This is a genomic window from Flavobacterium sp. FG139 (assembly GCF_057809695.1).
Genome location: NZ_JBMDKL010000006.1, coordinates 150145 through 164519, shown reverse-complemented (window position 1 = coordinate 164519; position 14375 = coordinate 150145). Strand labels below are relative to the sequence as shown.

The following is a 14375-nucleotide window of genomic DNA, read 5'->3' as shown; positions in this document are numbered from 1 at the left end:
TCGCAAACAAAGTCGTCTATTAATTGCATTAAATCAAACTAACATGGTAAAGAAAATATTAAAAATAACAGGTATCGTTTTACTGGTTTTAATCGCATCAGCATTTGCAATACCCTATTTATTTCAAGACCAAATCAAAGCTAAAATTGCGAAATCCATCAATGAAAATGTCGATGCTAAAGTTGCATTTAAAGATGCCGATTTGAGTTTGTTTAAAAGTTTTCCAAAAGCGACAATTTCTATTGAAAAACTGTCGGTCATCAACAAAGCTCCTTTTGAAGGCGATACGTTAGTGGCCTTTGACGAACTGAATTTAAAAATGTCGGTAATGGAACTTTTTAATAGCGACGACGAACCTATGAATATCGAAGGTGTTTCTTCTAAAAATGGGTTAATCAACATTATTTTCAATAAAGACGGCATTGGAAATTACGACATTGCCATCAAGAATAAAGACAAAAAAGACGATGGAAAAAGTAAACCGTTGGCTTTAAAAATAAAAAGCTATGATGTTGAAAATTTTAAGTTCAAATTCACTGATGAAGCTTCAAAAATCAAAATGGTTTTAGACAGTATTAACCACTCGGGCACTGGAGATTTTACCAATGATGTTTTAGATTTAGACACCAAAACTAGCGCTAAAGTATCGTTAAGCATGGACAAAATGAACTACATGAACAATGTAGCTATTTCATTAGATGCCATTTTAGGAATCGATTTAAACAAAAGCAAATATACTTTCAAACAAAACAAAGCTAAAATCAACGAATTGCCGCTAGAATTTGATGGCTTTATTCAGTTAGTAGATGCCGGACAACAATACGATTTGACCTTTAAAACGCCAACCTCATCGTTCAAAAATTTCTTAGGACTCATGCCAGCAGCCTACAGAAGTAGCATTGAAAACGTACAAACATCGGGTGATTTTACAGTGAATGGTTTTGCCAAAGGATTGCAATCGGACACTTCTGTACCTAAATTTAATATTGCTATTGCGTCCAACAATGCTTCGTTTAAATATCCAGATTTGCCAAAATCAGTAAAAAATATTGTAATTGATACTAAAATCATCAATGAAACGGGTATCATGAACGATACTTATGTCAATCTAGATAAATTATCATTCGCTATTGACCAAGATGTTTTTAGTGCCAAAGCAAATATTAGAAATGTTGCTACAAATGCGCTTGTAGACGCCTCTTTAAAAGGAACCATCAACCTTGGGAATCTTTCAAAAGCCTATCCAATTAAATTAGACAAACCGCTTTCTGGAATTCTAAAAGCCGATGTAACCACCAAATTTGACATGGCATCCGTAGAAAAAAGTGAGTACCAAAACATTGACAATGCTGGAAACATGAGTTTATCTGGTTTCAAATATGTGGATGAAAATGGCAAAAGCATGAACATCAGTTCAGCTGTGGTACAATTCAATCCGAGTCGCATTAACCTTCAAGAATTTAAAGCTACTACAGGAAAAAGTGATCTTAGCGTGACTGGAGCTTTAGAAAATTTCTACGGATTTGTATTTAGAAACCAAGAATTAAAAGGAAATTTCAATTTGAATTCAAACCAAATTGCAGTTTCCGATTTTATGACTACTTCAGAACCGACTAAAGCGGATGCAAAAGCAACTCCTACGGCGATGAAGATTCCTGCATTCTTAAATTGTTCGCTTACAGCAAAAGCCAATACTGTGTTATACGATAATTTAACGTTGAAAGATTGTTCTGGAAAATTGATTGTAAAAGATCAAGCCGTTACTTTAGAAAATGTAAAAACCAATGTTTTTGGAGGATCAATAGGACTTAACGGAATGGTTTCAACCAAAGAAAAAACACCAAAATTCAACATGAATTTAGGATTGAACAAAGTAGACATTTCCCAAACTTTCACCCAATTGGATATGTTGAAAAAAATTGCGCCAATTGCAGGTGTTATCAACGGCAAACTGAATTCTACCATCAAACTTTCCGGAAATTTGAATGCTAACGAAATGACTCCCGATTTAAAAACCATTTCGGGTGATTTATTAGGACAATTGCTTTCAACCACTGTCAATCCATCCAATTCTAATTTATTAAGCGCTCTGGGTTCTAATATCAAATTTATTGATTTGAACAAGCTGAATTTGAACGACATCAAAGCCGCTCTAACTTTTAAAGATGGGAAAGTAACGGTAAAACCATTTGACATCAAATACCAAGATATCAAAGTAACAGTTGGTGGAACACACGGTTTTGACCAATTGATGAATTACAATTTAAAGTTAGATGTTCCTGCCAAATATTTAGGAACCGAAGCCAATACATTGTTAGCCAAATTATCACCTTCTGATGTGGCAAAATTGGATAATATTCCAATTAACGCTAACCTAACTGGTAGTTTTTCTAAACCCAAAGTTACTACCGATGTTAAAGCAGCCACAACGAGTTTAGTTACTAATTTAGCCAAACAACAAAAACAAAAAGCGCTGACAAAAGGAACAAATGTGTTAGAAGACATGATTAATAAAAACACCAAATCGGGAGATACTACCAAAACTAAAAAAGTAGTCAATCAAACCAAAGATTTGCTGAATGGTTTGTTTAAAAAGAAAAAACCGTAATGTAGTCATTGCGAGACACGAAGCAATCTCATAAAGTATATATAATGAAGCCTGGGTTTGTTTATATCGTAACTAATAAATATAATAATACTTATTATGTAGGTGTTACTTCTAATCTTCCTAAAAGAATTTTGGAACATATTGAAAAACGTTATGAAAATTCATTTTCAGCACGATACAATTTAAACAAATTGGTCTATTATGAACAATTTCAAATGATTGGTGATGCAATTGCTAGAGAAAAACAATTAAAAGCAGGTTCAAGAGCAAAAAAAGTAACTTTAATTCAAAATATGAATCCTAATTGGATCAATTTATATGAAGAAATAAAAGATATAATGTCTTATTAATAGATTATGAGATTGCTTCGTGCCTCGCAATGACAAACTTACAATGTAATTTTAACTACATATCCTTCAAAAGTGCGCACATTAAAAACAGTCCCATCCTCAAAGATTAAATATTGCCCTTTAATGCCTATGAGTGTTCCTGAATAATTAGGTGCTTTGTCTAAATTCAAACTCGAAACTTTCTTTGGATATTCTAATACCGGAAAGTGAAGATCATACAAATCTTCTTTTTCAGGATGAAAGAATTCTTGCACTTCTTTTGGGATCAATGGTTCTAATTTCAATCGTTCTGCAATCAAATCAACTTCTGGCACTTCATTTTTCAACATCTTTTGCCAATTGGTTTTATCGGCATAATGGTCTTTTAATGCGACTTCGGTAATTCCAGCTAAATATCGATTGGGAACCTCCACAATCGGAATGGCTTGCACAGCACCTTGATCAATCCATCGCGTTGGCACTTGCGTTTTTCGGGTTACACCCACTTTGATTTCGCTCGACAAGGCTAAGTAAACAACGTGTGGTTGTAATTGCACTTTTCGTTCGTATTCTAGATCACGATCTTCAATATCCAAATGTGCCGTGCTCAATTCGGGTTTCATAATCCAATCGCCGGCCGAAGCGCTACTCATAAAACAATCGTAACAAAATCCTTGTCGGAAGATTTTTTTCTTTTTCCCACAATTCAAACATTGGTAACCCACAAAATTAATATCGAGGTTTTTATTCAATAATTGATTCAAATTCAAGAAACTAGTTTCAAAAACCAAATAATATTGAATTGGATTCAAGTATTCGGTTTGCATTTTGGTGAGAACGCCTTCGTATTGCATATTTTATAATTTCAAGAATATTTGTAATTAATTTACTATTTTAGCGTAAAGTTATAATTCGTAATTCGTAATTCATAATTCTAAATTAAAAAATGCCTTTTCCAATAATCAATTCGATAGCTTCTTGGGTTTTAAAACAACGCATTCATCAGATTGAGTTGTTTCTAAAATACCCTCATGAAGTTCAAGAAGAATTGCTGATGAACCTGATTCGTCAAGCAGAGGAGACTGTTATTGGAAGACAATATGAGTTTGAATCGATAAAAAGTTACCGCACTTTTGTCGAAAGAGTTCCAGTTTCAACCTATGAAGAATTGGAGCCTTTAATTGAGCGCACTCGAAAAGGCGAACAAAATGTTTTTTGGAACGAACCTATAAAATGGTTTGCCAAGTCAAGCGGAACTACGAATGCTAAAAGTAAATTCATACCTGTTAGCGAAAGTGCTCTAGAAGATTGCCATTACAAAGGCAGCAAAGATTTGTTGTGCATGTACCTCAATAACAATGAGAATTCGGATATGTTTTTGGGGAAAAGTTTGCGTTTAGGCGGCAGTTCCCAAATTTACGAAAACAACAATACTTCTTTTGGCGATTTATCGGCAATTTTAATTGAAAATATGCCCATGTGGGCCGAATTCAGTAGCACGCCAAGCAATAAAGTATCCTTGATGAGTGAGTGGGAAACCAAACTTACGGCCATAATTAACGAAACTAAAAAAGAAAACGTAACGAGTTTTGCTGGTGTTCCATCGTGGATGATGGTATTGTTGAATCGCATTTTAACCGAAACCAATCACACCAATTTGTTTGAGCTATGGCCCAACTTGGAAGTCTATTTTCATGGCGGTGTGAGTTTTGAGCCTTATCGCGAACAATATCAAAAAATATTACCCAACGACAATTTCAAATACTATGAAATTTATAATGCTTCGGAAGGATTTTTTGCCATTCAAGACTTAAATTATTCTAACGATTTGTTGTTGATGTTGGATTATGGAATTTTCTACGAGTTCATTCCGATGGATACTTTTGGAACGACAAATCAAAAAATCATTCCATTATCGGAAGTGGAATTGTTCAAAAATTATGCTGTTGTTATCACGACCAACTCGGGTTTATGGCGCTATTTAATTGGCGATACCATCCGATTTACCTCGTTAAACCCATACCGCATTAGAGTTTCGGGACGAACCAAACATCACATTAATGTTTTTGGTGAAGAATTAATGGTCGAAAATACCGATCAAGCGATTGCTAAAACGTGTTCCCAATTGAATTGTGAAGTAAAAGATTATACGGTTGCCCCAATTTTCATGAAAGGCAAAGAAAAAGGCGCTCACGAGTGGATGATTGAATTCAAAAAACACCCTGAAGACATTGTGTTATTTCAAAAAGTTTTAGACGAAATGCTACAAACGGTAAATTCCGATTATGAAGCCAAACGCTACAACAACATGACGTTAAATCAATTAAAAATCAATGTAGCTAGAGAAAATTTATTTTACGATTGGCTCAAAGAAAACGACAAATTGGGTGGTCAACACAAAATTCCAAGGTTATCCAACCAACGTGATTATTTAGAACAATTGAAAGGAATGCAAACCGCACTATCAAAAAACAACTAAGTCATGAAAAAAATATTTACTGTAGTTTTGATTACTTTATTCATCGTTTCCTGTGGACCAAAACGAATGTCATGTTATGGTAAACGTTGTGTAGAACACACGGTTAAAAAAGAAAACGTAAAGTCCTCTAAAGCAAATTCATAAAACTTTTCTTAAAAAATAATCGTTTTTGATTGTAACATTTTTGATTACTAAAAGTCTTATTGGTAATCATCAATCAACCGAAACTCAACCAAAAAGTAGGTTTCGGAAAAATCAATCAATCCATGAGAAAATTATTTTTATCTGTACTGTTTCTTGCAGCAACAAGTAGCTATGCTCAAGAAACGAAAAGTGACACTGTTAAGAAAAAAGTCACTGTCCTTGACGAAGTAAAAGTCAACATCAAAAAGAAATTCATCAAAGTAGAATCCGACAAAACAACCGTTTCTGTAAAAGATAACGCCATGTTAAACAGCGGTTCGAGTTTGGAAGCTGTAAAAAAACTACCCGGTGTAATCACCTCTCCAACCGGCAGTATCACTTTGAACGGAAAAGGCGTTGCTATTTATATTGATGGCGCTCCGAGTACTTTATCGGGAAATGATTTACAAAATTATTTGAATTCATTACCTGCCAATGCCATCGAAAAAGTAGAATTAATTTACAATCCGGGTGCAGCTTACGATGCTAATTCAAGCGGTTCTATCATCAATATTGTAACGAGTTCTAAAAGAATGAAAGGCATCAACGCCAGTTTCAACATCAATTATAATTTTAACAAATACCAAAAACCAAGTCCGCAGATATTGTTAAATGGTAAAGAGAAAAACTTAAGTTGGCAAACCATGTTAGGCTATAATTATATTGATAGTGAATCACGAACCACTAACAGCCAAACGTTTACAGCATTCAATCCGGTAAAAGTGTTGAACCAAGAAAACTTTACGTTTAATACCAACAGAAACCTATATTTTAGAGGCGGAATCAACTACAAATTGACTAAAATGTCTAATTTGTTATTCAATTACAACGGAACATTTTCGAACGATAGAGGTGTTTTTGATGCAACCACAACCGGTGACAATATTGATTATTTCAACAAAGGAGTAACCAAAAACAAGAACAACAATCACGAAGTTAGTTTGCAATACAAAGCCAAATTAGACACTATTGGAAGTACGTTTGACATTACGGCTTTTGGAAATCATTATGATAAAAAACCCATTACCAATTCGAATGCTGTTGAAAATTTGAGTACTACTAATTCGTTCAACAACGGAAATATCGATTTTAAATTAGACAATTACTATTTGAAATACGACTTTACGTTTCCGTTTGAAAAACAAAAATTTTCAATCAGTACGGGTGGAAAATTCAATGGATTACAGGTTAAAGACAATGGTAGTTATTTTTTAAATTCAGCTATTCCGAACAACATCACTTTTGATTACAAAGAAGATAATTTAGCATTTTATGCTGAAGCACGAAAGAAAATCAAAAAATTCAGTTTTACGGCTGGATTGCGATTTGAGAACTTCAACGTTGAGCGTATCACCAATACATTAGCGGACAAAATCAAATTCAAGAACAACAATTTCTTTCCGAATTTGAGTGCCATTTATGAAGTAAACGATAATGTGAATGTTTCGGCATCCTATTCAAAGAAAATCAACCAACCGAACTACAACAATTTAGATCCAAATAATAGTTCGAGTTTTGATCAATACAACACTTCGCAAGGGAATTTGTTTTTAAATCCGACTTTTTTAGACAATTATGAATTTAAGATTTCGGCTTTTCAGTTTGTTCAAGTAGGAATGAATTATACGGCATCAAAAGATAACAATTTATTTGTTTTTAGTGCCGATCCGAATGCAACAACACCAGTGAGCAATCAAACGTTTCAGCAATTTGAGCATTTTAATACGTTTAGTGCGTATGCCAACTTCCCTATTCCGTTGGATTATTTCTTAAAAGGTAAAGAGGAATTCCAAAAAAGAATGGCTGATATGGACAAGATGAATTACATATTCTTCAACATCAATTATATTAAATCGGACATAAAAGGATATACGTTTCCTTACAGCAACAAAGCCATATGGAATTATGCGGCACAAGCTCAATTTATATTGCCTTGGGGCATTAAAAACTCGATGACCTATTTTATTTTACCTTCTGGAAATTGGCAGATATACAAAATAACCAAACCGATTCAGCAGTTTGATATTTCGTTTAACAAAGATTTTATGGATAAAAAATTGAAAATCGGATTGCATTGTTTTGATGTGTTCAATTCAAATGAAGTGAATGCCTTAATCGCAGGACAAAACTTGGAAACCAATTTCAGACAAAAACAAGATTCAAGAACGTTTAGAATTTCGTTAACCTATAACTTTGGAAACTTAAAATTACAAAAAGAAAACACCGATATTGAAACTGAGAAAAAACAAGGTGGTGGCGGTTTGGTGAAATAAATCACACTTAATAGTCCTAAAAAAACCCGAATCTGAAATTTCAAATTCGGGTTTTACTTTTTTATTTACGAAGCAATTTCGAGTCGCTTCAATAAATTTTTATTCAAGGTATGTTCTGCATATTCTTTGTCGATTTCCAGAACCTTCTCGTCTGAACTTGGCAATTCATACATGGCATCGGTTAAGATGGCTTCACACAACGAACGCAAACCACGAGCACCTAATTTATATTCTAAAGCTTTGTCCACAATATAATCTAACGCTTCATTGGTTACCGTAAATTTCACTTCATCCATAGCAAATAACTTTTCGTATTGCTTGATTAAGGCATTTTTAGGTTCGGTTAAAATAGAACGCAAGGTTTCTTTATCCAACGGATCCATATGCGTTAACACTGGCAAACGACCAATAATTTCAGGAATCAATCCAAAATCTTTAATGTCTTTCGGAATAATATATTGCAATAAATTTTCTTTGTCAATGTTGTCAGCATTTTTAGAAGTTGAATATCCAACTGCCGTTCTGTTCAAGCGCTTAGAAATAATGCGTTCAATTCCGTCGAAGGCACCACCAGCAATGAATAGAATATTTTGTGTGTTGACCTCAACAAACTTTTGGTCGGGATGTTTTCGACCACCTTTTGGCGGAACGTTGACAACCGTTCCTTCCAATAATTTAAGTAACGCTTGTTGCACACCTTCACCCGAAACATCACGCGTGATGGATGGATTATCACTTTTACGAGCAATTTTATCAATCTCATCAATAAATACGATACCGCGTTCGGCTTTGGTCACATCATAATCGGCAGCTTGTAGCAAACGTGTCAAGATACTTTCTACGTCTTCTCCTACATAACCTGCCTCAGTTAATACCGTTGCATCCACAATTGCTAAAGGAACATCTAACATTCGAGCGATGGTTTTAGCTACCAAAGTTTTTCCAGTTCCGGTTTGTCCCACCATAATGATGTTTGATTTTTCAATTTCAACCTCTTCGTGGTGTTGCTGTTGCATCAAACGTTTGTAGTGATTGTACACGGCAACCGACATTACTTTTTTGGTTTGATCTTGACCAATTACGTATTCGTCTAGAAATGCTCTGATTTCTTTAGGCTTACGCAAAATCAAATCGGTTGTCATTTTAGCACCCGAATTCGACTTCAATTCCTCTACAATTATTCCGTGTGCTTGTTCAATACAGCGGTCGCAAATGTGTGCGTCAATTCCAGCAATCAACAAATTGGTTTCCGGTTTTTTTCTTCCGCAGAAGGAACATTCTAATTTTTCTTTTGCCATTTTATTTTAGTTTCTAAGTTTCTGAGATGCTGAGATACTGAGATTTCTCTCAGAAACTTAGTAACTTAGAAACTCAGTTGCTTTATTTATCTTCTTAACACTTCATCAATCATTCCATATTCTTTGGCTTCATCGGCAATCATCCAATAATCGCGTTCTGAATCTTGGTATACTTTTTCAATGGTTTGCCCTGAATGATGTGAAATGATTTGGTACAATTCATCTTTCAATTTCAACATTTCTTTCAAGTTGATTTCCATATCGGTTGCAACGCCTTGTGCGCCTCCAGAAGGTTGGTGAATCATCACTCTTGAATGCGGTAATGCCGAACGTTTTCCAGCGGCACCAGCACAAAGCAATACAGCACCCATTGAAGCCGCCATACCGGTACAAATTGTGGCTACATCGGGTTTGATATATTGCATGGTATCGTAAATTCCTAAACCTGCATAGACACTTCCACCTGGAGAGTTAATGTAGATTTGAATGTCTTTGGAAGCATCAACAGATTCTAAAAACAACAATTGTGCTTGAATGATGTTTGCCACGTGATCATCAACTCCAGTTCCTAGAAAAATGATTCTATCCATCATCAAACGAGAGAAAACGTCAAGTTGTGAAATATTCAATTGGCGTTCTTCAATAATATAAGGTGTCATGCTCGCTACAATCTTGTCGTAGTACATGCTATTCACTCCGTGATGTTTGGTAGCGAATTTTTTAAATTGCTTCGCCATATCGAGCGCAGCTCTTGGGTCTTTTCCGTAGTTCATTTTAATGTTATTATACGTTGAATGTTATTAATTTCTTTTTCAGTAAAGCAAAGGTCGTACCTTTTATTTTAGGTGACAAACTGTCGTATTGATATTTATGAGTTTATTAACCAAAATAGTTGTTTAGTACTGATGCCCTAGCCCCGATAGTAGTGAAAATCCTTTTTATTGCTTTACGAATTACCCCTTTGACTGGGCTCAGGGTAATAAGCAATAAAAAGATTACTTCACATTGTGTCCATTTTCATCGGAGTTCAGTGAACTTCGTTTGTAACGGACAGCGGGAATAGCTTCCAATAAAAAAGCGCCAAAATCGGATGACTTTGACGCTCAAATATACTAATTTTTTAATTATGCTTCACCGTACATGGCTTTGATGAAGTCTTCATAAGTTACTTCTTTGGTTTTTGCTTTCACTTTCTCTTTGAACAAGTTTAGCATTTTTTCGCTCATTACTTGTTCCGAAAGGCGTTTCACTTCGTCTTGATTGCTCATCACGCGTGCTACAATTCCTTGAATATCTTCATCGGTTGGGTTCATTTGACCGAATTGTGCCATTTGTTTTTTGATTAAACCCGATGTAAAATCTTTCAATTCTTCAAAAGTGATTTGAAGATTGTTGTCTGCCATAACTCTGCCTTCAATCAATTGGTAACGTAGGCCGTTTTCTGACTTAGTGTATTCTTCTTCAGCTTGTTCGGCAGTTAATGGATTTTCACCAGCCGTTTGAATCCATTTTTTAAGGAATTCAGAAGGTAAATCGAATTTTGTATTGGCAATTAAAAACTCGGTAACGTCGTTTAAGAATTTTTGATTTGATTGTTGTTCGAATTGTTGCTCGGCATCTTCTTTGATTTTCGCCTTCAACTCATCTACAGAAGTTACTACTTTTGGTCCGAATAATTTGTCGAACAATTCTTGATCTAAAGTCGCTGGCTCGTAACCTACTACTTCGTCAATAGTGAAGTTTACCTCAATGTCTAAACCATGAACATCATCATGACCAATAGCCAAAACATCCATTAATTTATGATCGTCGTTGAATAAACCTTTGGTTTTTAAAGTCACTACATCACCCACTTTTTTACCAATGAATGTTTTTGCTGTTTTAGCATCGGCAAACAATTCCATGTCTAAAGTAGTTCTGTTGTTGATTCCTTTTTCTTCGTTTGAAAAAATACCCGAAACATCATTTCCTTCGGCTACAACCGTTTGAGAAATTACTTTTCCGTATTGTTTTTGGATGCGCGCAACTTGAGCGTTCAACATCGTGTCATCAGCGATGATTTTGTATTGAATCAAGTTGTTTTTAGCGGCTAAATCAACGGTGAACGTTGGCGCAAAGCCCAATTCGAAATCAAATTTAAAATCTTCTGCATCCCAATTGAAATCTTCGGTAACTTTTGGAAGAGGATTTCCAAGAATATCTAATTTTTCTTCTTGTAAATATCGGTTTAAATTTTCTTGTAACACTTTGTTTACTTCTTCTAACAATACTGCTTTACCGTATTGTTTTTGAATCAAACTCATCGGAACGGCACCTTTTCTAAAACCAGGAATGGCAGCGTTTTTACGATAATCTGCTAATGTTTTTTCAACTTTTGGAGCATAATCTGCTTTAGAAACTTCTACCGTTACTACAGCGTTTAATGCATCTACATTATTTCTTGTAATATTCATTTTTTTATATACTAAAATTGGGTTGCAAAATTATAACATTTCTACAACCCAAGCAATTTTATTTTGTTGATTTTTAAACTATTGTTTGCCTTCTCCAGAAAGTTGATAAACCAATGATTGTGAAAGCGATAATATGATGCTAAAAAACAAGGCCGTCCAAAATCCGTTTACATCAAAACCATCTACAAAATGGTCGCACATGAGTATGATTAAAGCGTTGATGACTAGCAAAAACAATCCGAGAGTAAACACGGTTACAGGCAATGTAAACAACACTAAAACTGGTTTGACGAAAAAATTCAATAAGCCCAGAACGATGGCTACTTTAAGCGCTGTTGTAAAATGATCTACAACCACACCTTTCATCAGATACGAAATAGCCATAACGAGTGCCGACGTGATAAGTATTCTTAGGAGTAATTTCATATTTTTATTTTATTTAAAATTACGGAATTATTTCAAAAAACGTGCCGTTTCCTCAAAAAATAACTTTGGGTTTTCGGCATGAAGCCAATGTCCAACGTTAGGAATTGTAGCCAATTCAATATTCGGAAAATGCTTTTTGATTTCGGGTAAATCGGCATCTAAAATGTATTTAGAATTACCGCCACGAATGAATAAGGTTGGTTTTTCAAAAACAGCTTCTTGAGGTAAAGCGGTTCCAATTACCTCAATATTGGCATTAAAAACGGGTAAATTGAATCGGAAATCCAGTTGTCCAGGTTCCTTCCAATATACATTTTTCATTAAAAATTGTCGGGTTCCAAAATCGGGAATGAACGGATAAAGTGTCTCTTCTACTGCCGATCTGTCGGGTTTTGAAGCAAAATCTACTGCATTCAATCCGGCTAAAATATCTTGATGATGCGGTGCGTAATATTTCGGCCCGATATCGGCAACAATCAATTTATCAACTCTTTCGGGATAAGTTGTTGCAAAAAGCATGGCTACTTTTCCGCCCATCGAATGTCCGATGATAGAAACCTGTTGCAATTGATGTTCTTGACAATAGTTTAAAACATCTTGCGACATCACATCGTAATTAAAAACCTCTGAATGAAAACTTTTTCCGTGATTTCTTAAATCGAGTAAATGCACTTGAAACCCTTCGTCGGCATAAAGCGCTGCAAACGACTTCCAATTGTCAGACATTCCTAAAAATCCGTGAATGATTAACAATGGTTTTCCTGAACCTTCTATTCTTGAATACAACATGTTATTTTAATTTTTGCAAATACATATTCACCACATTGTCTAATCCAAGATATAAGGCTTCCGAGATTAACGCATGACCGATTGAAACCTCTAACAAACCTGGAATATTTTCTTTAAAGAATTTGATGTTATCCAAACTCAAATCGTGTCCGGCATTGATGCCTAATTCTAATTCATTGGCCAAAATGGATGCTTGTGTATAAGGATGTATTCCGTTGTGATTGCCTAAACCATATTGGTGTGCAAATTCTTCGGTATACAATTCGATTCGATCTGTTCCTGTTTTTTTTGCACCTTCAACCATTTTCAAAATTGGGTCGACAAAAATAGAAGTTCTGATGCCGTTTCGTTGAAATTCCTGAATCACTTCGGTTAAATACGATTGATGTTTGACAGTATCCCAACCAGCAGATGATGTGATGGCACCAATGGCATCAGGCACTAAAGTCACTTGTGTGGGTTGACATTCTAACACTAAATCGATAAAATTGTGTTGTGGATTTCCTTCAATATTATACTCGGTGTACACTATTGGTTTTAAATCACGCGCGTCTTGATAGCGAATATGACGCTCGTCTGGACGCGGATGAATGGTGATTCCTTGCGCTCCGAATTTCTGAATATCTTTCGCAACTTGCACTAAATCGGGCACATTTCCACCACGAGCATTACGCAACGTGGCAATTTTATTGATATTTACACTTAATTTTGTCATGATTCTACTGAAATAATTTCGATTTTGAAATTCTGATTACAAAAATACAAAGTTAAAATAAGGATTTATGTCCTAAAATTTGATTATTTTGCAACAAATATTGAATAAGTACCATGACCGAAATCAACGAATACATAACAAACGATTACAAAGCCATTGATAGCCAGGAAACTATTACTGATGTTCAAGATTTTTTTATCGATGTTCCGTTCTCACATTTTCCAGTTGTAAACGAAGGCATTTACCTAGGAAGTATCGCCACTGATGATGTGGAGACTTTTGATACGGATAAAAAAGTTTCCGATTACAGGTATGCCTTGGAAGGTTTTTTTGCTAGAAAAAATATGATTTGGTTGGATGTTTTGGAAGTTTTTGCTAAAAATCATACCAATGTAGTTCCGGTTTTAGATGAGGCAAATGCCTATTTAGGCTATTATGAATTGGAAGATATTGTGAAATTTTTCCACGAAACTCCGTTTTTAAAAGAACAAGGTGGCATTATTGTGATAAAAAAAAGCATCTTGGACTATTCTATGAGCCAGATCACCCAAATTGTAGAGAGCAATAACGGAAAACTTTTGGGATTATTTGTTTCAGACGCCGACACCGAAAGTGTAGAAATTACGGTAAAAATAGCATTGGGAAGCATGAACGATATTATTCAAACTTTTAGAAGATACAATTACGAAATAATTTCAGAGCACAACGAAGACAATTATTTAAATAGTTTGAAAGAACGTTCTGATTATTTGGATAAATATTTAAACATTTAGAAATGAAATCGCCACAAATAATTTGTTTTTGTAAAAAAATATCAATAGT

13 protein-coding genes are annotated in these 14375 nt (G+C 34.8%); 6 read left to right on the top strand and 7 right to left on the bottom strand.

What is annotated here, in order from left to right:
* The first annotated feature begins 43 nt into the window (after positions 1-43).
* Together ACODSI_RS07090 and ACODSI_RS07085 are read left to right on the top strand one after the other, a co-directional pair.
* Complete coding sequence (locus tag ACODSI_RS07090; protein ID WP_488916138.1) at positions 44-2608, top strand: AsmA family protein; 2565 nt, start codon at positions 44-46, stop codon at positions 2606-2608.
* A gap of 44 nt (positions 2609-2652) precedes the next feature.
* The gene (locus ACODSI_RS07085) at positions 2653-2958 is read left to right on the top strand and encodes a GIY-YIG nuclease family protein (protein ID WP_488916137.1); all 306 of its coding nucleotides are present in this window, start codon (positions 2653-2655) and stop codon (positions 2956-2958) included.
* Between the two features lie 38 nt (positions 2959-2996).
* Here ACODSI_RS07085 and ACODSI_RS07080 read toward each other — a convergent pair whose 3' ends face one another.
* Complete coding sequence (locus tag ACODSI_RS07080) at positions 2997-3791, bottom strand: DUF2797 domain-containing protein (RefSeq protein ID WP_488916136.1); 795 nt, start codon at positions 3789-3791, stop codon at positions 2997-2999.
* Positions 3792-3883: 92 nt separating this feature from the next.
* Between ACODSI_RS07080 and ACODSI_RS07075 the strand changes: the two genes are divergently transcribed.
* From ACODSI_RS07075 to ACODSI_RS07065, 3 genes are all read left to right on the top strand, one after another.
* Positions 3884-5416, top strand: coding sequence for a GH3 auxin-responsive promoter family protein (locus ACODSI_RS07075; RefSeq protein ID WP_488916135.1), 1533 nt, complete (start codon positions 3884-3886; stop codon positions 5414-5416).
* Between the two features lie 3 nt (positions 5417-5419).
* Positions 5420-5560 carry a hypothetical protein gene (locus ACODSI_RS07070; protein WP_488916134.1) on the top strand — a complete coding sequence of 47 codons (141 nt, stop codon included), beginning with the start codon at positions 5420-5422 and terminating at the stop codon, positions 5558-5560.
* A 122-nt stretch (positions 5561-5682) separates the two neighbouring features.
* Entirely contained in the window at positions 5683-7872 is a 2190-nt protein-coding gene (locus ACODSI_RS07065; protein ID WP_488916133.1) for a TonB-dependent receptor domain-containing protein, read from the top strand.
* Positions 7873-7937: 65 nt separating this feature from the next.
* On the opposite strand, the gene clpX is transcribed toward ACODSI_RS07065, so the two are convergent.
* The 6 genes from clpX to ACODSI_RS07035 form a co-directional block, all read right to left on the bottom strand.
* Entirely contained in the window at positions 7938-9170 is a 1233-nt protein-coding gene (clpX, locus tag ACODSI_RS07060) for an ATP-dependent Clp protease ATP-binding subunit ClpX (RefSeq protein ID WP_488916132.1), read from the bottom strand.
* Between the two features lie 86 nt (positions 9171-9256).
* A complete protein-coding gene (gene clpP, locus ACODSI_RS07055) occupies positions 9257-9943 on the bottom strand; it encodes an ATP-dependent Clp endopeptidase proteolytic subunit ClpP (protein ID WP_488916131.1) in 687 nt (228 codons plus the stop codon).
* A 351-nt stretch (positions 9944-10294) separates the two neighbouring features.
* Positions 10295-11623 carry a trigger factor gene (gene tig / locus ACODSI_RS07050; protein WP_488916130.1) on the bottom strand — a complete coding sequence of 443 codons (1329 nt, stop codon included), beginning with the start codon at positions 11621-11623 and terminating at the stop codon, positions 10295-10297.
* 78 nt (positions 11624-11701) lie between these two features.
* Positions 11702-12049, bottom strand: coding sequence for a phage holin family protein (locus ACODSI_RS07045; protein ID WP_488916129.1), 348 nt, complete (start codon positions 12047-12049; stop codon positions 11702-11704).
* 27 nt (positions 12050-12076) lie between these two features.
* The gene (locus ACODSI_RS07040) at positions 12077-12838 is read right to left on the bottom strand and encodes an alpha/beta fold hydrolase (protein ID WP_488916128.1); all 762 of its coding nucleotides are present in this window, start codon (positions 12836-12838) and stop codon (positions 12077-12079) included.
* 1 nt (position 12839) lies between these two features.
* Entirely contained in the window at positions 12840-13553 is a 714-nt protein-coding gene (locus ACODSI_RS07035; RefSeq protein WP_488916127.1) for a pyridoxine 5'-phosphate synthase, read from the bottom strand.
* A gap of 113 nt (positions 13554-13666) precedes the next feature.
* On the opposite strand from ACODSI_RS07035, the gene ACODSI_RS07030 reads away from it, so the two are divergent.
* Positions 13667-14326, top strand: a complete 660-nt coding sequence (locus ACODSI_RS07030) for a CBS domain-containing protein (protein WP_488916126.1) — start codon at positions 13667-13669, stop codon at positions 14324-14326.
* Positions 14327-14375: the final 49 nt, after the last annotated feature.